Below are 19284 nucleotides of genomic sequence, written 5' to 3'. Positions count from 1 at the left end.
CCGAGAGGAATCATCATGACCGGCACAGCAAATGCTCCTGTAGAGCATCAAACCGAGACGTCACCCGGACGTCGATCGGCACGCCGTAGGGCCCTGATTGCCGGCGCGACAGGCAACATCGTCGAATGGTTCGATTTCACGATCTACGGTTTCACTGCCGCAGTTCTCGCGACAGTGTTCTTCCCTCCGGAGTTCGGCAGTGGCGCACTGCTTGCCACCTTCGCTCTTTACGGAGTCGCATTCTTGGCCAGACCTGCCGGCGGCATATTCTTCGGAAGACTGGGTGACCGCCTCGGCCGACGGAGGTCACTGTCCCTGGCAATTACGCTCATGGGCTGCTCGACGGCGGCAATCGGTCTCCTACCGACGTACGCTTCGATCGGTGTTGCCGCACCGCTGTTGCTGCTGCTGTGCCGATTGGTTCAAGGATTCTCGGCCGGGGGCGAATACACCGGAGCTGCCACCTTCGTCGTCGAGCATGCGCCGTCCCACCGCCGAGGCTTGTACGCAGGGATAATCAGCTCTTCGTCATTTGTCGGCAGCATCTTGGCCACGGTCACAGTCTTGTCATTCAGCTCGGTCGGCGCTGAGCACTTCGCCGACGGAGGATGGCGTTGGCCGTTCATCATCGGAGGCGTTGTCGCCATGGTGGGCCTGTTCATGAGGCTTGCCGTCGAGGAGACTCCGGCGTTCAAGGAAATGCAAGAAAACGATTCCCTTCCAACCCGCCCACTCGCAGATCTGTTCCGCAATCACTGGCGGACTCTGCTCACGTCCTTCGTGTACTTCGCCTCGCTCGGTGTCGTTACTCATATGCTGCTCGGCTACATGCCGACATTTCTGATTCTTTCAGCCGACGTTTCGAGCACGGTGGCACTGCTGATGACAACCGGCGCTTTGGTTCTCGCAGTCCCGCTGTTCATCTTCTTCGGCGCCACGGTCGACCGAATCGGCCGGAGACCTCTTGTCAGAATCGGCATGGTGATGTCAGTTTTCGTTTCGGTGCCCAGCTACATGCTCATCGGCACCGGAAACATTTTCGCGATTGCCATTGCACTGGCTGCTCTGGTCATCGCGCTTTCCCTACTCGCGTCCGCTTTGCTCGTAATCCTCGAAATGATGCCGACGCATGCTCGATTCACCGGCACGGCAATCCCCTACAACATCGCATATGCACTTTTTGCAGGGACCGCTCCTCTGGTGTGCGCAGCACTGGTCAACGCCACTGGAAGCGATCTGTCGCCTGCCTTCTATGCGACCGCCATCGCTTTGATCGCGCTTCCCATTCTGTGGCGAGGGATTCCGGAAACGAAAAACTGGTCTGCCACGCAGGGCAGCCCGACGAAACATTTCTGACAACGGACGCGCCACGGCTGTAATTTTTTGCGCAGCTGTCGATAGCGTTCCGATGGCCGCCACGAGAGAGTTGAGGACGACGAACACCTCTGGACTTTCAGGTGCCAAATTCATTAAGGCAGAGCCGAATCCGAGAAGTCGGGATGAAGCTCTCCAGAGGAAGTCGACGGCGTCGGAATTACCAGAACCCAAGCTTGCCGGATCGAACAGCTGTGCTTTCGATCCGGCGAAGCCATCAGTAGAAAGAGAGGCCGAAAGTGCCTACCGACAAGACCGATGCAGTTGTGGTCGGAGCTGGAGTGATCGGCAGCTCCATCGCCTACGAACTGGCCGCTCGAGGTTACGAAGTCCTGGTCATCGACAAGTCTGGTGGTCCGGGCTACGGCTCGACCAGTGCATCCAGTGCGGTTATCCGGTTCAACTACTCCACATTCGACGGTATGGCTGCGGCTTGGGAGTCGCTGCATTGCTGGCAAAACTGGAACGAGCATCTCAACGCGACAGTCGACGGCGCGCTTGCGAAGTTTCGGCAATGCGGGATGGCACTGCTCGACGTCGACGTCGCGCCCCACGCGCGCACGATCGGATTATTCGAGAAGATAGGAATCGATTACCAGCTTTGGGACGCAACGACACTCGTCGAGAAGATTCCCGGTATCGACGCCGGCAAATACTATCCTCCGAAGCCAGTCGACTCGGAGTCCTTCTTCGCAGATGCCGAAACCACGCTCGGCGCGCTGTACACACCTCAGGCGGGGTTCGTCGACGACCCGCAACTGGCCGCCGCGAATCTTGCTGCGGCAGCACGTTCGCACGGTGCGGTTTTCGCATACAACACGCGTGTAGTGGCAGTCGAGCAGTTGCCTGACGGCATCTGGCAGCTAGGGCTCGACGACGGGGAAAGTGTGAAATCCAAGATTGTCGTCAATGCCGCCGGCCCCTGGTCAGGAGCGTTCAACAAGCTGTCGAACGTCGGGGCCGACTTCAAGGTTTCGGTTCGGCCCTTGCGCCAGGAAGTTCATCACGTCACCGCACCCATTGGCTACAACGACGACGAGATCCTCGGCCCGATGATCGCCGATTTGGATCTCGGAACCTACATGCGAGCCGAACCTGGAAACGGTTTCCTTGTCGGCGGAACCGAACCGGATTGCGATCCGCTCGAGTGGATCGACGATCCTGATACCGCCAACCCGAATCGCACTGTTGCCCGGTTCGAAGCGCAGGTTTTCCGCGCCGCCAGGCGTTTCCCCACCCTGGAGGTCCCGTCACAACCGAAAGGTATTGCCGGCGTGTACGACGCAGCATCCGACTGGACCCCGATCTATGACAAGACAGACAGGCAAGGTTTCTACGTCGCCATGGGCACCAGCGGGAACCAATTCAAAAATGCGCCCATCGCTGGGCGCCTCATGTCCAGGATCATCGACCAGGTGGAAGCTGGACACGATCACGACGCTGATCCCCTGACCTATGTCGGGATGCACACCGGGCTCGAAATCGACCTCGGCGCATTCTCCCGCCTTCGGGCACCCAATGCCGAGTCGACCGGGACCGTCATGGGTTAGAAGTGTTGTCCGGCTTGGAGAATCGATAGCCACGACAACTGAATAGACACGGCTGTGGGTGTCCACCACGTGGTGGACACCCACAGCCGACTTCTCCTTCAACGGCGTCTACGGAAAATCGCCCGTCGAACGTGTCAGCGTGCACATCGTCGCCGGGACGAACAGCTACCGTGCATGGCATTTTTTCAAGTAGCTCAGGAACGATGCCTGCAGCCCGGTGACGTGCGTCTCGTGCAACAACGCGGTCGAAACATCCTGCGACCACCCATTGCCGTGCAACTGCTCCACGACAGCAAGAACGTTACGTGCCAGTCCGCGATAGATCGGAATGGGCCCTGTCAGTTCGGCTTCGTTCAGCGTGACGTGCAATTGCGGCACGACTGAGCCCACGCCACGCTCGGGCAGTGCCTCGACCAGTGTGTGGATCTGGCTGTCGGCGTTCACAACTCCGGGACTACCCGCACCGAAGGTCGCGAATGGGGGCGCGTCGCGCAGCCATGCGTAGAGGGCGAAAAGGCCTCCGTACGAGTACCCGAAGAGTCCGTGCCCGGACTCGCTGACACGTAGCTCCGACGAGTACAGGCGAGGGTGGAGTTCGTTGGTCAGGAAGTCGAGGAAGACGTCCGCGTGGGTGTCTGCCAGCTCCTCGAGGTAGGCGTCCACATACTCCTGGGTCATTGCACCCGAGTCGCGAGCAGCGGCAAGAGTAGCCATCATTTCTTCGCCTACCGGTTCCCCGGGCGGCACGAGATCGCGGTTGCGTAGTCGTGCCCAGTTGGCAGCTTCTTCACCGGCATAACCGACGCTGACCTGGATGTACGGGGCGATCGTCAGATACGGGTCTGCCTGCGTGACGATGAGCGGGGCGGTAAGACCTACAGCCCAGTTGCCGTCCATCACGTATATCAGCGGTAAGGGATCCGTGGAGTCCGCGTAGCCGGGGGGTGTGGTCACCCAGATGCCGTAGCTGTACCCCGACTTCGCCGTGATTTCGAAGTACTCCGTGTCTGCAAAGCATCCGTGCAGCATTGCGCTCATCGAACGTCTCCCTTGACGATATTTCCGGACTTCACGACGAGAACAGCCATGTCCGGATCGGCGAACACCTTTGCGTCTCGGAGTGGGTCTTGCTGCCAGGCAACCATGTCCGCCTGCATACCGACGCGGATCGTCCCGACGCTTTCCCCGATACCGAGAATGTCGGCATTGACGCTGGTGGCCGAAACGAGTGCATGCATCGGCGACTCCAACTCCGCGCGCAAGTGCAACTCCTCACCTCGGCGCTTTTGGTGCGGCCCGATGAGGTCCGAGCCCAGGCCGATCCTCAGGCCTGCTGCGCGAGAGGCCTCGAGCGCTCTGGCCATGCGTTGACGCACTCCGGCTGCACGCTCTCGTATTGCCGGGTCCAGGTCCATGCTTTCGGTGTCCGCCAACTGCTCGACCACGGCGAAGGTGGGGACAAGTGCCACGTCATGTTCCCGCATCAGCTGGGCCGTCTCCGCATCGATGTCGGTGCCGTGTTCCACGCACCGGACGCCGGCCCGCACCGCGTTGCGAATGCCCGCATTGTTGTGCGCGTGGACCGTGACGTAGGTGCCGCGCGACGCTGCTTCTTCCACTGCCACGGAGATTTCCTCGACGGTGAACTGTGTGTCGGTGAGGCTGTCATGGCCTCCGACGACACCGCCGGTGACGCACAGTTTCAGAAATGTTGCGCCTCGGCGGAACGATTCGCGCACGTTGCGTCGTAGCTCGTCGGCATTACCCGACATCAAGGACAAGGCGCAGAGCCCGGGAATGTGGTGCATGTTCCACAGCTCGGTCGGCTCCCACGCGGCCCCGTAGTAGCCGTGTCCACCGGTCTGGCACTGCACAGGACCGCACGAGAGGACGCGCGGACCACGCACCTTGCCGCTCGCAATAACGTCGACGACTCCGCCGTCGATGCCACCGACGTCTCGCACCGTGGTGAAGCCCGCGTCGAGGGCATCGCCCGCGGTGGCGAAGATGCCCGCAGCCAGTTCGGCTGCCGAGAGCTCAAACCCGAATTGCCTTCGGATCGGACTCGAAATACCCAGGTGCACATGAGCATCGATCAGCCCCGGAGTCAGAAGCATGCCGTCCAAGTCAACTGTCGTCGAACCCGACGGCGCCTGTCCGATCGCGGTGACAATGCCGCCACTCACGCACACGTCGACTTCGACCGGTTCGGTGCCCGATCCATCCGCGACCATGCCGCCGGCAAACCATACGTCAGTCAAAGGGACCTCCCGAGCATTGGAAACCACTCTCCTAAACACTGGTGAATTCGATATGCGGTACCGTACTCAACAGTGGTGAACCCGTCAATGGAGGTAGCGTGAGATCGCCGGTTGGGGAGGGTCGAGAGCGACTGTTGCAGGCACTGTTCGACGAGTTCGGTGAAACCGGCCCAAGCCCGAAGCTGTCGATGCGCCAAGTAGCGGAGCGACTCGGAGTGCACCACACGCTGCTGACCTATCACTTCGGATCACGACCGGGACTCCTCAGCGCCGTGCTGTCGGAAGCTCGCCGCCGTGACAACCTCGTCATCGCCGCGATGGGCAAGGATCTCGGGTTCGCGGCCCTGTGCAGGGCGATCTGGACCTTCTACTCGAACGCCGAGCACGAAGATCGAAGCCGCACCTTTTTTCACCTGGCCGGACTTGCGGTTTACGAGCACAAAGCATTTCAAGATTTCGCCGCCGACCTCGACGATTTGGCGCACCTCCTCGAAGCGGCGGCCCTCCGCGAAGGGTTCACAATGGTGGACGCAAAGCAGCAGAGCATCATCGCAACCGCATGTCTGCGAGGACTGTTGCTACAGAGGTTGCTCACCCCCGACGCCGAGGTCGACGCGGCAGCCGAGCGCTTCATCACCTCGTTGACAGCGTCCACCACGTAAACCCCTCATACACAACCGATCACCCCCGTTCGAGATCACCGGCGCGGGGGCGTTTTCCCTGGGCTCGGGCATGTTTCGGCGTGAGACGGTTCCCTGAGCCCCGGTTGAATGATGGTCGATCACCCTTTCGACATCTGTACGAGCGAAACGCCGAAAGATGCGACAAGTGAATGTATCCCGGCTCAGCAGACACACGACATCATCGACAAGTCCGATGATTCATATGAGTTTCGAAAGTCAGGATTGAATTGTGACCATTGCCTTCCGTGCCGCAGAGTTGAACAGCGCAAGTGGGATCTTCCAGCAAGCACTGCTCGGCCAACCCAGTGCAGAGCCACTCGGCGGAGACATCATCACTCGTGCAGATGTCGAGTTCACCAGTGACGACGGCCGCATTCAATCCGGAGTCTGGGAGAGCGAACCGGGAAAGTCGCGGTGGGAGTTCCTCACCCGCGGCGAGATCATCACCATCGTCTCCGGCGCCATGACCGTGGAGGAGGACGACGGCGATCCCGTACATCTCGTTGCCGGTACGAGTGCAATCTTCCCAATCGGATGGAAGGGTACGTGGACGGTCACCGAGACCGTACGCAAGGTGTTCGTCGTATACAACGTATGACCGAGAGAATCCGCAACATCCGACTTTCACGGCCCGTCGTACGGACGGATCTCACGACGCAGCCCACTTGCCCTGAGTACCTGTCGCTGCACTCCCGCCCTCACGGAATCCTCGGTGCCGATTACTCTCACATGGTTTCTGGCGCGAGTGATCGCCGTGTACAACAACTCCCGAGTCAGCAGTGACGACGCCTCGGCCGGCAACATCACCGATACGGTGTCGTACTGGCTGCCCTGGCTCCGGTGAATCGTCATCGCGTAAACCGTCTGCACCGACGAGAGTTGGCTCGGGTGAATCAGAAACGCATCACTGCCCCGCTGGAATGCGGCAATAGGCACGCCATCCTCACGCTGCACGATCACCCCGGCATCCCCGTTGTAGATCTTCGCCTCGTAGTCGTTGGCCGTCACCAACAGGGGTTGGCCCGGATACCACCTCGTCGGGTCCAGGAATTGCCCTGATGCCGTGCCGACCCACTCCATCGCCTGCTGCGCCCACCTCCCGACACCGTACGGTCCGTCACGGTGGGCGCACAGAAGGCGGTGCGATTCCAAGCCTTTCAGCGCGCCGATCGCATCACCCACCTCGGCCGACGCCGTCACCACCTCTGAACTCGCAACGATGTCGGCGCGCAATGCGTCAACATCCTCGGGCGAATGGAAGGAGACGGCTGGATCACCGCTGCGCAGGATACGCAGAACCTCAGCGGAATCTCCCGCTCGAACTGCCCTGGCCAACGACGCGATGGTTCCGTCGAAGCGGCGCCCGCGTGAGAGTTGAATGATCCCGCCCCGCAGACGATCCTGTTCATCCGCACTCAATGCCTCTTCGGAACCAGTGGCCGTGAGATCGTCACCCACCAACTGTGTCAGCGTCGGATTTCCACTGACCTTTACCGGGCGGGCGACAAGATCAGCAAGAACAGCGCCCGCGTCGACTGAGGTCAACTGATCGGGATCGCCGACGAGCAGTAGCCGGGCATCGGGGCGAACGGCTTCGAGCAGGCGCGCCATCAACGTGAGGGAGACCATCGACGTCTCGTCGACGACGACCACATCGTAGGGAAGTCTGTTGGTCGCATTGTATTTGAAACGACTCGAACTCCCCCGCTGCCAACCGAGTAGGCGGTGCAGGGTCATGGCCGCGAGTTCTTCGGGAAGGCCAAGGCTCGCGGTCTGCTCACGTACGGACTCCTGCAGCCGTGCTGCGGCTTTACCCGTCGGTGCGGCCAGACCGATGCGAGCATTCGAACCCAGTTCCTCCGACAGGAGAGCGAGAATACGTGCGACCGTATGGGTTTTGCCGGTTCCGGGCCCACCGGCGATGACGGTGGTCCACTGTGTCGCGGCGAGAGCAGCTGCTATCCGTTGACGATCCGGCGCGATGGTCGGCCCGTTCTCGTCGACGAACAGCGAATCCAGCCGCGTTCGGACCGCCTTCAGGTCGGCGGGCGGCCACGTGGACGCCCGCTCGTCGAGCACTCGCCGAATCGTCTGCTCCTGCAGAAAATATCGATCGAGGTAGAGGAGTTCACCGTCGTCCGTGTCGACCAACCGGAGCGGTCTGAGAGGTCCGGCGTTTCCGCCGATCACCAGAGGGCTCAGCCGAAGGGCGGCAACGATCTCCGACGGTTCGGGCCACGGCAACGACGTAAGTTCCTCCTCCGTCGCATTGTCGACGCTCACATCACGCATCCGTCGTAGATCGAGGCACACCGAACCTGATCGCACGGCCCGAACTGCCAACGCCGCGGCCAGCATCACTTCTTCGGAAGTTTCACCGCCCAGGCTGCACACTCTCGTCGCGACATGAACATCGGCGGCAACCAGAACCCCGGCTTCGTTGAAGATTCGCACGATCCCTTTGGCGCGCTGCGCCAATTGCGCCTCGGTCATCGAATCTTCTCCCCTACTGTGTGGGACGCATCAAGACCGGCCAGCAGATCCGATAGTTCAACCGTCAGCTGAGCAGGCGGTTTCCATTCGAAGACACCGCATTCCGGCGGGCTGTCCGGGCCGAGCATCCCACGCACGAATTGATACTGCACGCCCCCGAGATGACGGTGCGGATCGTAGTCGGGCAGGCGCCACCGCAGATACCGATGCAGTGCAACCGAATACAGCAGTGCCTGCAGCGGATAGTGCGAGCGCATCATCTCCGTCGCCATGAGTTCACGCGTGTAGTTGGCAGCCGTCAGATCGCCGCGACCGATCCGGTTGGTCTTGTAATCGACGATCACGAACGACGGGCCCGGGATCCGCAAGACTGCGTCGATACTGCCCGTCAGGAATCCGCGCATCGGTGACGTCTCGACACGGTCCAGATAGTCGGCGTACGACGCCAGAATGTCGTCGGAGGAAAGGTGGCGCCTCAACAGTTCCGACACTCCGCGGAGTGTGACACTCATCGACACCGGATCGTCGCCACCGGCCAGTGGGAGTTCGAAATCGAGTTCGGGAAGACGATCTTTCGGCGCGATCGTTGCCAAGGTTCCGAATCCCAAGGGAGTCTGCATCACCAGATACAGCGCATCCGCGAGTGCTTCGGAGTCGACCTCGGCCGCCCGTACCGAGACCGCCTCGGCGCAACGCATCCCGAGTTCCTCTCTCAGATCTGCCACAGCCGTGTCCACCACCTCGAGCACCTCATGCACCAGCGTGCCGAATGCGGCGCCCGCGGGAAGTCCGTTCATGGGTGAAGGGAACGCCTCCAGGGGCGAGGGGGTAATGCTCCCGAGGTCTACGGAATCCTCTGGCTCGTCGTCTTTTTCGGGATCCTCGACCTCGCTGCCCGTGGTCGTGACCGCGTGGTGCGCTCCGGCGGTGAGTGCCGAGTACGACGTACGACGCCAAAGAGTGTCCAGGTCTCGATCGAAACGCGCCGCGGCCAGTTCGGTCATGTCCGCAGCCGCTCTGGACCAGTGGACGGGCGAGGGCGGATGGGGACCAACAGGTTCCACCGAGATCACGTCGGACGCTGCTGCCGGCCAGGTTGCGAGCCGTGCTGCGGTTGTACCGTCGTCGAGCACCTTCACTACCCGAGCAGGTTCGGCGATGCCGGGTGTACGTCCGAGCATCAACCGGTGCAGCGGCGAGCGGGAGGTCCCGTAGCTGGGTGCCCACCAGAGCACGAGTTGGCACTGCGCCCGGGTCAGCGCCACGTACAGCAGCCGCAGTTCTTCGCCCGCTTCTTCGGCCTCCGCAACAGTCTTTCTGGCGTTGTACCCCGGGCCTTCCTGCCCGCCGACGTCGAGGATGCGGCGTCCCTCCGGGTCGTGCAACAGCTGCGTCGGCGAGTTGAAGCCGCCAACGCTCTCCCAACTGAACGGGACGTAGACGATCGGGAACTCGAGCCCTTTGGTGGCATGCACCGTAGCGATTTGCACTGCGGCAGCGTCACTGTCGAGGCGACGGCTTCTGTCGGTCGCGCTCCCGGACGTCGGATCCTTGATTCGGTCGGAAAGCCAGCGAACCAGTGCGCTCAACCCGAACGCTTCCTCGGTGGCGACGCGACCGAGGAGTTGTGCGACGTGCCGCAAATCGGTGAAATCTCGTTCGCCGGACGGGGCCGCGAGTACACGCTTCTCCAGATTTGTTTCGGCAGAGATTCTTTCGAACACAGCCGCAAACCCGACGCGTGCGAACAGCCCGGAATAGGAGCGCAGTTGACCTGCAAGTTCTGCAACGACGTTGTCGCCGTCCTTGTCCAGTTCTTCGGAGGTGCGCCCGAAAATCGGCGAGAGGGCCGTCAACCGGACACGATCGGAGCGATGGGGCTGCTCGATCGCCTGCAACAGCCACAGCCACTGGGTCGCACTGGGTGTCGCGAAAACACTGGACCCTCCGGTCAATACGGAAGGTACACCGACGGCATCGAGAGCATCGCGGATCATCGCCACGTGCTTGTGGGTGCGCACCAACACCGCGACGTCTCCCGGTTCGACCGGGCGTGGATCACCGTCGACTGCCAAGCGGGCATCGCCGCCCAGGAGCGCGACCACGTCTGCTGCGACGTCGTCCGCGACGCGACTGCGAAGTCTGCCTACGGCCGGAAATCCCGAACGATTGAGCGGTCCGGCTCCGGTACGGGGCAGATGGCGTACACGCATCGGCACCGGGCCGAACAACCGAGACTTCTTGTGCGAAGCCTCCACCGGATGCGCGACGATGCCTTCGTTGCCGAGTGCGGCACCACCGTAGAGGTGTTCGAGTGCCGCCAACAACCCTGGGTCGCTACGCCAATTGGTGGTCAACTCCTGGTGCGCATCAGCCTGATCGACCGCATCGAGATAACTCAGGACTTCTGCCCCGCGGAACGCATAGATGGCTTGTTTGGGATCACCGACCAGGACCAGGGTGGTGTGACCGTGGAAGGCCAACCGCAGAATGTCCCACTGCAACGGATCGGTGTCCTGGAACTCGTCGATCAACACAACCTTGAACTTTTCGCGCACCCGACGACACGCGACGGGACCGTATTCCGGATCCGTCAATACACCGTGCAACAGCGTCAGCAGATCGTTGAAGTCGCGAATTCCTTTGGTCCGCTTACGTCGTTCGACCTCGACACGAGCAGCAGCCGCGAAGAGGACGCGCTGACCGGGTGCGGTCTCCTCCTCGCCGTCGGGTTCGAGAATTGCCTGACCATCGCCGACTGCGCTTCGGGCGATGGCCAGCGCGTCCTTCGTGGAGAACGGTGGAGACGAGTCCGTCCGGCTGTAGCGGCTGAGGTACAAATCCGAGACGACCTCACTGATCAGGTCGTCGACCGACTCCACAAAAGTTGTGTCCGGTTCACGTTCCCCGGCGATGCCCAGCCCGTCGAGCATCCTCTGACAGAAACTGTGGGTGGTCGTGATGGTGCCGGCGTCGAACTCCGCGAGAGCGCGCAGGAGTCGACGACGCCGCACGCCGATCTCCTCGTCGTCAGCTGTGGCGAGGTACGCCACCAGATCATCATCCGACCGCCTCGCCGCCTCCGGGTCGACCAGAGCGGCGGACACTCCCGCGAACCTCTCCCTGGCACGCTCACGAAGTTCCTGAGTGGCGGCCCTACTGAATGTCACCAGCAGAACTTGCGATATGTCGGCGAGACCTTCGGCAACACAACGGGTCGCGAGTCCGACGATCGCGTAGGTCTTGCCAGTTCCGGCGCTCGCTTCCAACACCGTAGTGCCGGTCGGTAGTGGCCCCAATAGATCGAAGTCCACGGGTTACTCCGCTCTTTCGTTGGTCAGCAACGGATCCCACAGTCGTCGGGCGAGAACTCCGAATCGAGTCGGTTCCTCGGCCCAGACGAATTCGTCGTCCGACGGCGGATCCGCAGCCAACTCCGCCAGTGTTCGAGCCTCTCCGAAAACGTAAGTGTTGCTTGGATCGATCATCTCGCCGTACTGCCCGGTCCACTGGGTGTCCGCACCGTTTGTCGCATCGTCGACCGACTCGCCACCAAAGCGTCGGCGCGCATATTCGGCTGAAGTAGCGGCCCACATCGGCAACGGACGCTGCAGCCCCCGCTCGCGTAGGTCCACCAGTTGCTGCAGGATCTCGACCGCATTGCCCGGCGCATCGAGCACTGATCGTGCCGCTGCTGTCTTTCCCCGACCCCGTCCGATCGACACTGCATCGAGCGGACCGGGTCGTCCGTGTGCTTTCAAGGCGAGGAGGTTGATCCAGGCCGTCATCCGATGTTTAGGCGCCAGTGAGGAATACGACGCTCGCACCACTGAATCGCCGTGCACACCGGTTACCGTTCCGGTGAGACGACGCCCGTCACCGAGGTCGATGTCGACGTCGACAGCCTCGGAGTCGCCCTCGAGGTGTGGCAATGCAAGACCGGCAAGTTGGTCTACCACCCACTCGACGTTGCCCAGAACCGTGGCGCCCAGGTTGTAGGGCGGCAGAGTGCCGCGGCGCCACTCGGCCGCACGGAAATCCGCCGAGCTGCGTCCAGCCAAGCGCGAGAGAAGCATTCGGTCACCCAGAGCCCAGGTGGACAGTGGATCGAGCTCGGTTGCCAGCGAATCCGCGATGTCGTCGTCGAGTTCCGGTACCCGGACGCCGAGGCGTTGGCGCAGAAAACCACGCGCGGGATGTACCAGGAAGTTCACCAAGTCTGCGAGGTTCACTTCCTTCGGATGCACCTCGGGTAGCTCGGCCGACAAGACTGTCGGCAATTCGACCGGTGTTCCGGAGGCAGCCCTCGCACCGGCCAGCGCTGCCGTGTCGAAGCTGAACGGCTTGTTCGGCGCGAAGTTTCGATTGTCGAACGATTGCAACGGATGCCGTGTCAGCACCCCGTTCACAGCGTCCGGACCCACCGTCGCACTGAGTACGTCGAGAAGGCCACTGAGGGGGATCGCCGGTGGTCTGACGACACCGGTGACCGGATCGGCACCGGTATACAACAGAATCAGATGTTCGCCCGCAGACATCACGGCATCGAGAAGCAGTTGCCGGTCTTCACTGCGCAGATCGCGCTCCCCCACAACGGGATCACGTGACAAGATGTCGTCGCCGTCGACTCCACCGGTTCGAGGGAACACCTCGTCGTCGAGTCCGATCAGCACGACCACGCGATGCGGTACCGAACGCATCGGAACCATCGTGCACACCGTCAGTTCGCCGGTTCGGAAGTTGGCACGCGTCGGTCTGCCCGCGAGGCTGCGCGAGAGCATCGCGCGAACATCGGCCAGACGTAACACCGTCTCTCCGCCGAATTCCACAGCAGCTACCAGTTCGCGGTGGGCCCCCGCGCTCTGCCAGGAATCTGCGGGCGCTGTGTCGGTCAGCAGATCCAGGGCCCGCATCAGCACACGAAGCCATTCGGCCGGTGAATGTGGGCCGGCAAGATCGCGAAGCGAGACGGCCAGGCGATCGACGAACTCTGCGAAACGTCCAGTCAGGTCGATGTCTGTGCCGTCCACGTCATCGAGTGGTAGCGCGAGATCCAACCAGGCATTTTCCGATTCGTCCGCGCTGACCCCCAACAAGATTCGGTCCATGGCGGTGTTGAAGGTGTTCTGCGGAAATGCATCGAGGCCGAACGTGGCACGCTGCCGACTACCGATTCCCCAGCGAGCACCCGCTTCCGTCGTCCATTCCCGCAGTCTTTCCAACTCGTCGTCGCCCCACGAAAAACGTGTGCGGACAGGCTCGGTCGCGGCCAGGTCGAGAACCTCACTGGCTGTGGCCCGGCCGTCGGCCAATTCGAGGAGAGAGCCGAGAACGGCGAGGACTGGATTGGTCTGACGTAATCCGCGGTCTGCCAGCCTTACTCGAAGAAGATGCCCGGGGTGGCCATGGACGCCTTGCCCGAATGCAGCACGAACCAAGGGTGCGTACGTTTCGACGTCCGGGCACATCACGAGTACGTCGCGTGGCTGCAATGTCGGGTCGTCCTCGAACAATCGGAGCAGACATTCGCGGAGCACCTCGACCTGCCGTGCCGGCCCGTGGCAAGCGTGGACCTGAACTGTCCCATCCGGTTCCGCTGCAACGCTGGGAGCACGATCTGCGATGACGTCGGCTTTGACCGTCGCGAGGAGGGATTTCGGGCCGGCTGGTTCGGGAAGATGCACCGACTCGAACTCGGCGGCACCGAGGCTGATCTGAAGTTCACGAACGTCGCGAGCAAGACTCGACAGCAACGGATTGGCGGATATCAGCGCTGACCCGTCTTCCGAACGTCGGATCGTGCTCTCACTTCGAGGCGGTATGCGCGAGCTCATCTTGGTCCACAGCGCGGGGCTGGGATGCGGGAGCCAGATGTGCACGTCCCGATTCGCACTGAGTGCGCTCAAGATCATTCGCTGATCGACCGGCAGCCGGGTCGGCCCGAAGACCGACAGACGTTCCGGTAGGTCGACCAAGGCCGGGTCCTCGACCAGTGCGCGGCTCACTTGCCCCAGTCGCTCTGCGGGCCCCGGAACGTCGATCTTGTCCGCGACGATGCACCACAGACGTGCCTGCCATTCGAAATCCTCCGACAGCGCCAATCCGTGTCCGTCGGTCAACCGCCCGGCGGCCCAGTCGATCAGCATCTGCGGGCGTTGCGCGGCATAACTGCGGAAGAGTTCGGTGACATGTGTGGCGGAGGCAAACCGTCGACCTTCACGATGGCCTTCGAGATGTTTCGCCAGGACTCCGCACCAGGGCTCGCCGAGGGACTCGTCGATCACATCGAGAACCGTCCACACCAATCGCGTCGGCGACCATGGGTCGTCGTCAGCCGTGATTCCACTGACCGCGGCCACGGACTCCGCGACCAGGCGCGCGGGTGAAGGAAACGCGATGTTCGCAGAAATTCCGTCCACTGCTGACGGTCCGGACGTGCCTAGCTGGGAGGACAGCCGCTGATTGAGCCAACGCTCGACGCCCTTGGCCGGCACGGCAACAGTTTCCCGGGCGAATGGATCCGACAGCGGTGTACGGAGGAGCGTGGCCAACGCCGAGACCAAGGTGTCCGAACGCTCGGCCCGGTACAACTTCAGCAATCTTCGCTCCCCTCACTCCGTCCAGAGGTCCATCTCACCACGGCGCTATGACAGGAGACGCTGAACCAGCCTCACGCAGCGGTGACGCGCAGGCAACATGACCGCAACCGGACGTTCGTACTGTGCGGGAATGACCAGTCCCGTCACCACACCTCGCCCCGCTGGAACCGGTCTCGACATCTCCGGCCTCGGCAAGACCTTCGAGATGGGTCGTCGGTCGGTGACCGCGCTGACCGACGTGTCCCTTCAAACCAGCGAAGGCTCTTTCCTGTCTCTGCTCGGGCCGTCCGGATGCGGGAAGTCCACCGTTCTTCGCATCCTTGCGGGCCTCGATAATCCGACGTCGGGAACGGCCCTTGTCAACGGGCAGTCGCCCGCCGAGTTACGCAAGCGCCGCGAACTCGGAATCGCCTTCCAGGATTCGGCTTTGCTGCCGTGGCGAACAGTGGCCTCCAACATCAAACTGCCCCTTCAGGTTGCCGGCATCGATCCCGACCCCGGACTGATAGCCGACCTGATCGCTCTCGTCGGCCTCGAAGGATTCGAGAAGGCCAAGCCCGCCCAATTGTCCGGCGGTATGCGTCAGCGTGTGTCGATCGCACGATCGCTCGTGGTCAAGCCGAGTGTCCTCCTACTCGACGAACCCTTCGGCGCGCTGGACGACATGACCCGTCAACGGCTCAACATCGAATTGCTCAGGATCTGGACCGAGAAACCGGCGACCACGTTGATGGTGACTCACGGAATCGCCGAAGCCGTGTTCCTCTCCGACGTCGTTGCCGTCATGACGCCGCGGCCCGGACGCGTCCTCGAAGTCGTGCCGATCGACCTGCCGCGCCCGCGTACACCCGAGATGATGCGTACACCCGAGTTCCACGAGATCCACGACTACCTCTCCGGACTGCTCTTCGGAAAAGCAGGCGTCGCATGACAATTACCGATATCGAGAACGTCGCGACCGCGGCGGCGCAGCCATCTGTGCCGCGCCGGATCCGATTGAAGCGTCCGACGTGGTTCGGTGGTGCAGTCGGCATCTGCGGACTGATCGCTCTCTGGTGGATTCTGGCGGCGGCCGGTGTTGCGGGAGGCACGATTCCGACGCCGTGGGTGGTTGTCTCGACGATGTTCGACGACGGTTGGTCGCTGTACGGACCCAATTTCACCGTCACGGCTTCCGGTGCGCTGCAGGGCTTTCTCTGGGGAAACCTGCTGGCGATCACGCTTGCCGTGCTTGTCGTTCTCATTCCGCCCATCGAGGGATTGGCCACACAACTGGCGATCCTGAGCTACTGCACACCGCTTTTGGCGCTTGGCCCAATCATCCTGGTCGTCTTCGGCGGCCGGACCCCCACAATCTTTCTCGCCGCAATGTACTGCTTCTTCACCACGATGGTCGGCACACTCGCAGGCCTGAGATCGGCAGACAAGACGAGCCTCGATCTCGTCGCCGCCTACGGCGGTGGGCGTTGGCAGAAGTTCACCAAAGTTCAACTTGTGAGCGCACTTCCGAGCACCTTTGCTGCCCTCAAGATTGCTGCACCTTCGGCCGTACTGGGTGCAATTCTCGGCGAGTATCTCGGCGGGGTGGACAGCGGGATCGGCGTCGCACTAACGGCCGCTCAGACGTCGTACAACGTCCCGCGAACGTGGGGAATGGCTATCGCCGCCGCCTTGCTCGCCGGTCTGGGGTACGCCGTCGTCGCAGCGATCGCCCGGCTCGTCACCCCGTGGACGAGCGCTCCGGGAGCACAGAAATGACCGCGGTACGAGGAACATTGAGATTCCTCGCCCCGATTGCCATCGCCTCGGCGCTGTTGCTTGTCATCTGGGTGGTCTTCCTCAACGCCTTCCCCCAGGTCGGCCCGCGTGTGGGAAAGACGCCGGCCGACGTCTGGGAGTACCTGTTCTCCGGCCCAAAATCCGCCGACGCTCGTTCGGGCATCATCGACAACCTGTTCATCACTCTGCGCGACGCCGGTGTCGGCTTTGCCGTCGGAATGACTGCCGCGCTCGTGGTGGCATCGATCTTCGTCGTTTCCCGCACTGTCGAACAGACTTTCATGCCCGTTGCAATGCTTCTACGATCTGTTCCTCTCGTTGCGATGACCCCGATCATCGTCCTGATATTCGGCCGCGGAATCGTGGGTGTGACGGTCATGGTTGCGATAGTGGTGTTCTTTCCGGCCCTGGTCATGATCATGGTCGGTCTGCGCGCCGCTCCAGCTCAGGCACAAGACCTCATCGCTGCGTACGGCGGGAGTCGTTGGACCGCATTGCGAATGGTGTCCGTACCGTCCGCACTTCCGGCGGTGTTCGCCGCCGCTAGGGTGTCAGTGCCCGGCGCTTTGATCGGAGCACTGATCGGCGAATGGCTCGGTAGCGGTCAAGGCTTGGGTTCGAGCATGATCAAAGCCATTCCGCGCTACCAGTACAACGAATTGTGGGCATCTATCGTGGTGATCACCGTGGTGTCGATCGTCCTCTACGCCGTGGTCGGGATCTTCGAAAGCATCGCTCTGTCTCGTTTCGGTCCTTCGGCGGGCAAGTCGTGACATCTGTTAACACGACCTCAACAAACTCTCTCTCCCAAGCAAACTGAACGAAACCGACTGGCCCTAGTGTTCCGATTCATGACGCCATTCAAGCCCGTCCGCCAGCTGGACCGCAGGGCCTTCTTCCGCTACTCCGCGCTGACCGGCATCGCAGTCGCCGGTAGTGCGTCATTGCTCGCGTGTAGCAGTGACTCCAGCAGTTCGAGTGGCGGAACCACGGACGACGGTTCCGAATTCGGAACAGTTGCAGTGCAGTTGTCCTGGATCAAGAACATCGAGTTCGCCGGCGAGTACTTCGCTCTCGACAAGGGGTACTACAAGGATGCCGGGTTCGGGAATGTCGACCTGGTGGCAGGTGGCGCAGCCGGTACCGGCGTCGAAGCCGGCTTGGACACCGGCAAGGTGTGGATCGGAATGTCCGCACCGCAGCTCACAGCCCCCGCTGTGCTCGACGGACTGGAGGCGAAGATCGTCGGGGCCACGTTCCAGAAGAATCCGTTTGCGATTGTCAGTTCCGCTGCGGCACCGATCAACTCACCGCAGGACATGATCGGCAAGAAGATCGGCGTCCAGGATTCCAATCAGCTCGTCTTCGGAGCTCTCCTGGCAGCAAACGGCCTGACCGAAAGCCAGATGACGATCGTGCCCGCGCAGTTCGATCCGAGCCCCCTGGCAAACGGCGAGGTGGACGGCTGGGTCTCCTACGTGACCAACGAGCCGATCACACTGGCCGCCAAAGGTTTCCCCAACGCCCACTTCCTCTTCGCGGACTACAACCTGCCGTTGGTCGCCGAATCGTTCACGGTTCTCCAGTCCACCATCGACAACGAGAGGGACAAACTCAAGGCATTCCTGAAGGCCGAGATCCAAGGATGGAAGGATGCGGTCGCCGATCCGGCAGAGTCGGCACGGCTTGCCGTCGAGGTCTACGGCAAGGACCAGAACCTCGAACTCGAAGAGCAGATCAAGGAAGCCACCGCACAGAATGATCTGGTGGTGTCGGCAGATACCAAAGCCAACGGGTTGTTCACGATGACACCCCAACTGATCGAACAGAACATCGCGGCACTGTCGAAAGCGGGGCTGGAGATTACGGCGGAGCAACTGTTCGACATGTCGATCCTCGAGGAGGTGTACGCGGAGAATCCGGAGCTGATCTGACTGCCGAGCGTCAGCGAACCTCCCGCGCGAGTACGCCCGAGATGAATAGCTGTACAAGGACCTCGGCCTTGTACCGGTCATCGGACCCAGCACCGATACAAAGGTTCCCGATGCCTTTGAGCACGTTGTACGCATCGACCCGCGAAGCAGTGCCAACGGACTCGAGCGCTGCCGCGAGGAGGGAGTCACATACCGGAACGAGGCGGTCGACGAAGTAGATATGCAGAGCGTCGGACCCGGCGCTGTCTCCTTGTAGTGCACCGGCGAGCCCATGCTTGGTTACCAGGAACTCCACGAACAAAGCCACCCATGCCCGCAAAGCCGCCTCGGGCGTTGCACTCTCCGCGAGCATCTGTGGGCCCGCGTCCGCACACGCCTCGACTTGGTGTCGGTATACGGCTACCACCAACTCGGGACGCGTCGGGAAGTGGCGGTAGATCGTCCCCATGCCGACGCCGGCCTTCGCCGCAATCTCCCGCACCGGAGCGTCGACTCCGGACTCCACGAACACTGCTGCCGCCGCGTCGAGCAGCGCCTGCTCGCTCCGACGTGGGCGACCGACTTGCTTGGGAGACGCGACGCGCGACTGCTCGTCCTGCGCATCAGCCATG

General features: G+C 62.0%; 14 protein-coding genes. 8 read left to right on the top strand and 6 right to left on the bottom strand.

Annotated elements, in window-relative coordinates; all coding sequences use genetic code 11:
* Positions 1 to 15: 15 nt before the first annotated feature.
* Positions 16 to 1356, top strand: coding sequence for an MFS transporter (locus tag ACVZUB_RS04160; protein WP_063315020.1), 1341 nt, complete (start codon positions 16 to 18; stop codon positions 1354 to 1356).
* Between the two features lie 257 nt (positions 1357 to 1613).
* Complete coding sequence (locus tag ACVZUB_RS04155; protein WP_482628163.1) at positions 1614 to 2924, top strand: NAD(P)/FAD-dependent oxidoreductase; 1311 nt, start codon at positions 1614 to 1616, stop codon at positions 2922 to 2924.
* Between the two features lie 165 nt (positions 2925 to 3089).
* Here the strand turns inward: ACVZUB_RS04155 and ACVZUB_RS04150 are convergent, their stop codons facing one another.
* The gene (locus ACVZUB_RS04150) at positions 3090 to 3962 is read right to left on the bottom strand and encodes an alpha/beta hydrolase (protein ID WP_482628162.1); all 873 of its coding nucleotides are present in this window, start codon (positions 3960 to 3962) and stop codon (positions 3090 to 3092) included.
* Positions 3959 to 5185: a metal-dependent hydrolase family protein gene (locus ACVZUB_RS04145; RefSeq protein ID WP_482628161.1), complete on the bottom strand. Its 1227-nt coding sequence runs from the start codon at positions 5183 to 5185 to the stop codon at positions 3959 to 3961. Before ACVZUB_RS04145 ends, ACVZUB_RS04150 begins: the two co-directional genes overlap by 4 nt.
* A 98-nt stretch (positions 5186 to 5283) precedes the next feature.
* Between ACVZUB_RS04145 and ACVZUB_RS04140 the strand changes: the two genes are divergently transcribed.
* Positions 5284 to 5847 carry a TetR/AcrR family transcriptional regulator gene (locus ACVZUB_RS04140; RefSeq protein WP_007734140.1) on the top strand — a complete coding sequence of 188 codons (564 nt, stop codon included), beginning with the start codon at positions 5284 to 5286 and terminating at the stop codon, positions 5845 to 5847.
* 250 nt (positions 5848 to 6097) lie between these two features.
* Positions 6098 to 6466 carry a cupin domain-containing protein gene (locus tag ACVZUB_RS04135; RefSeq protein WP_058039220.1) on the top strand — a complete coding sequence of 123 codons (369 nt, stop codon included), beginning with the start codon at positions 6098 to 6100 and terminating at the stop codon, positions 6464 to 6466.
* Between the two features lie 26 nt (positions 6467 to 6492).
* On the opposite strand, the gene recD is transcribed toward ACVZUB_RS04135, so the two are convergent.
* The 3 genes from recD to recC are packed head-to-tail and all read right to left on the bottom strand — an operon-like array spanning position 6493 to position 14960.
* Positions 6493 to 8361 carry an exodeoxyribonuclease V subunit alpha gene (recD, locus tag ACVZUB_RS04130; RefSeq protein ID WP_064075154.1) on the bottom strand — a complete coding sequence of 623 codons (1869 nt, stop codon included), beginning with the start codon at positions 8359 to 8361 and terminating at the stop codon, positions 6493 to 6495.
* Positions 8358 to 11675 carry a UvrD-helicase domain-containing protein gene (locus ACVZUB_RS04125; RefSeq protein WP_482628160.1) on the bottom strand — a complete coding sequence of 1106 codons (3318 nt, stop codon included), beginning with the start codon at positions 11673 to 11675 and terminating at the stop codon, positions 8358 to 8360. Before ACVZUB_RS04125 ends, recD begins: the two co-directional genes overlap by 4 nt.
* A gap of 3 nt (positions 11676 to 11678) precedes the next feature.
* Positions 11679 to 14960: an exodeoxyribonuclease V subunit gamma gene (gene recC, locus ACVZUB_RS04120; protein WP_482628159.1), complete on the bottom strand. Its 3282-nt coding sequence runs from the start codon at positions 14958 to 14960 to the stop codon at positions 11679 to 11681.
* A gap of 97 nt (positions 14961 to 15057) precedes the next feature.
* Here recC and ACVZUB_RS04115 point away from each other — a divergent pair, with 97 nt between their 5' ends.
* From ACVZUB_RS04115 to ACVZUB_RS04100, 4 genes are all read left to right on the top strand, one after another.
* Entirely contained in the window at positions 15058 to 15891 is an 834-nt protein-coding gene (locus ACVZUB_RS04115; RefSeq protein ID WP_063315026.1) for an ABC transporter ATP-binding protein, read from the top strand.
* Positions 15888 to 16718: an ABC transporter permease gene (locus tag ACVZUB_RS04110; RefSeq protein ID WP_003945560.1), complete on the top strand. Its 831-nt coding sequence runs from the start codon at positions 15888 to 15890 to the stop codon at positions 16716 to 16718. The genes ACVZUB_RS04115 and ACVZUB_RS04110 overlap by 4 nt, the downstream gene beginning before the upstream one ends.
* Positions 16715 to 17512, top strand: coding sequence for an ABC transporter permease (locus ACVZUB_RS04105; protein WP_003945590.1), 798 nt, complete (start codon positions 16715 to 16717; stop codon positions 17510 to 17512). Before ACVZUB_RS04110 ends, ACVZUB_RS04105 begins: the two co-directional genes overlap by 4 nt.
* Before the next feature lie 78 nt (positions 17513 to 17590).
* Complete coding sequence (locus ACVZUB_RS04100; protein WP_031332841.1) at positions 17591 to 18673, top strand: ABC transporter substrate-binding protein; 1083 nt, start codon at positions 17591 to 17593, stop codon at positions 18671 to 18673.
* Between the two features lie 10 nt (positions 18674 to 18683).
* On the opposite strand, the gene ACVZUB_RS04095 is transcribed toward ACVZUB_RS04100, so the two are convergent.
* On the bottom strand, positions 18684 to 19283 hold the full coding sequence (locus ACVZUB_RS04095; protein WP_007734129.1) for a TetR/AcrR family transcriptional regulator: 600 nt from the start codon (positions 19281 to 19283) through the stop codon (positions 18684 to 18686).
* Position 19284: the final 1 nt, after the last annotated feature.

The organism is Rhodococcus sp. OS5 (assembly GCF_056837585.1).
Note: the sequence above shows the minus strand (reverse complement) of the source record. Positions and strands in the feature narration are given on the sequence as shown.

Coding starts and splice junctions, on each gene's coding strand:
- ACVZUB_RS04115 (WP_063315026.1), top strand. CDS start 15,058: ATGACCGCAACCGGACGTTCGTACTGTGCGGGAATGACCAGTCCCGTC.
- ACVZUB_RS04105 (WP_003945590.1), top strand. CDS start 16,715: ATGACCGCGGTACGAGGAACATTGAGATTCCTCGCCCCGATTGCCATC.
- ACVZUB_RS04110 (WP_003945560.1), top strand. CDS start 15,888: ATGACAATTACCGATATCGAGAACGTCGCGACCGCGGCGGCGCAGCCA.
- ACVZUB_RS04095 (WP_007734129.1), bottom strand. CDS start 19,283: ATGGCTGATGCGCAGGACGAGCAGTCGCGCGTCGCGTCTCCCAAGCAA.
- ACVZUB_RS04100 (WP_031332841.1), top strand. CDS start 17,591: ATGACGCCATTCAAGCCCGTCCGCCAGCTGGACCGCAGGGCCTTCTTC.
- ACVZUB_RS04150 (WP_482628162.1), bottom strand. CDS start 3,962: ATGAGCGCAATGCTGCACGGATGCTTTGCAGACACGGAGTACTTCGAA.
- ACVZUB_RS04160 (WP_063315020.1), top strand. CDS start 16: ATGACCGGCACAGCAAATGCTCCTGTAGAGCATCAAACCGAGACGTCA.
- recD (WP_064075154.1), bottom strand. CDS start 8,361: ATGACCGAGGCGCAATTGGCGCAGCGCGCCAAAGGGATCGTGCGAATC.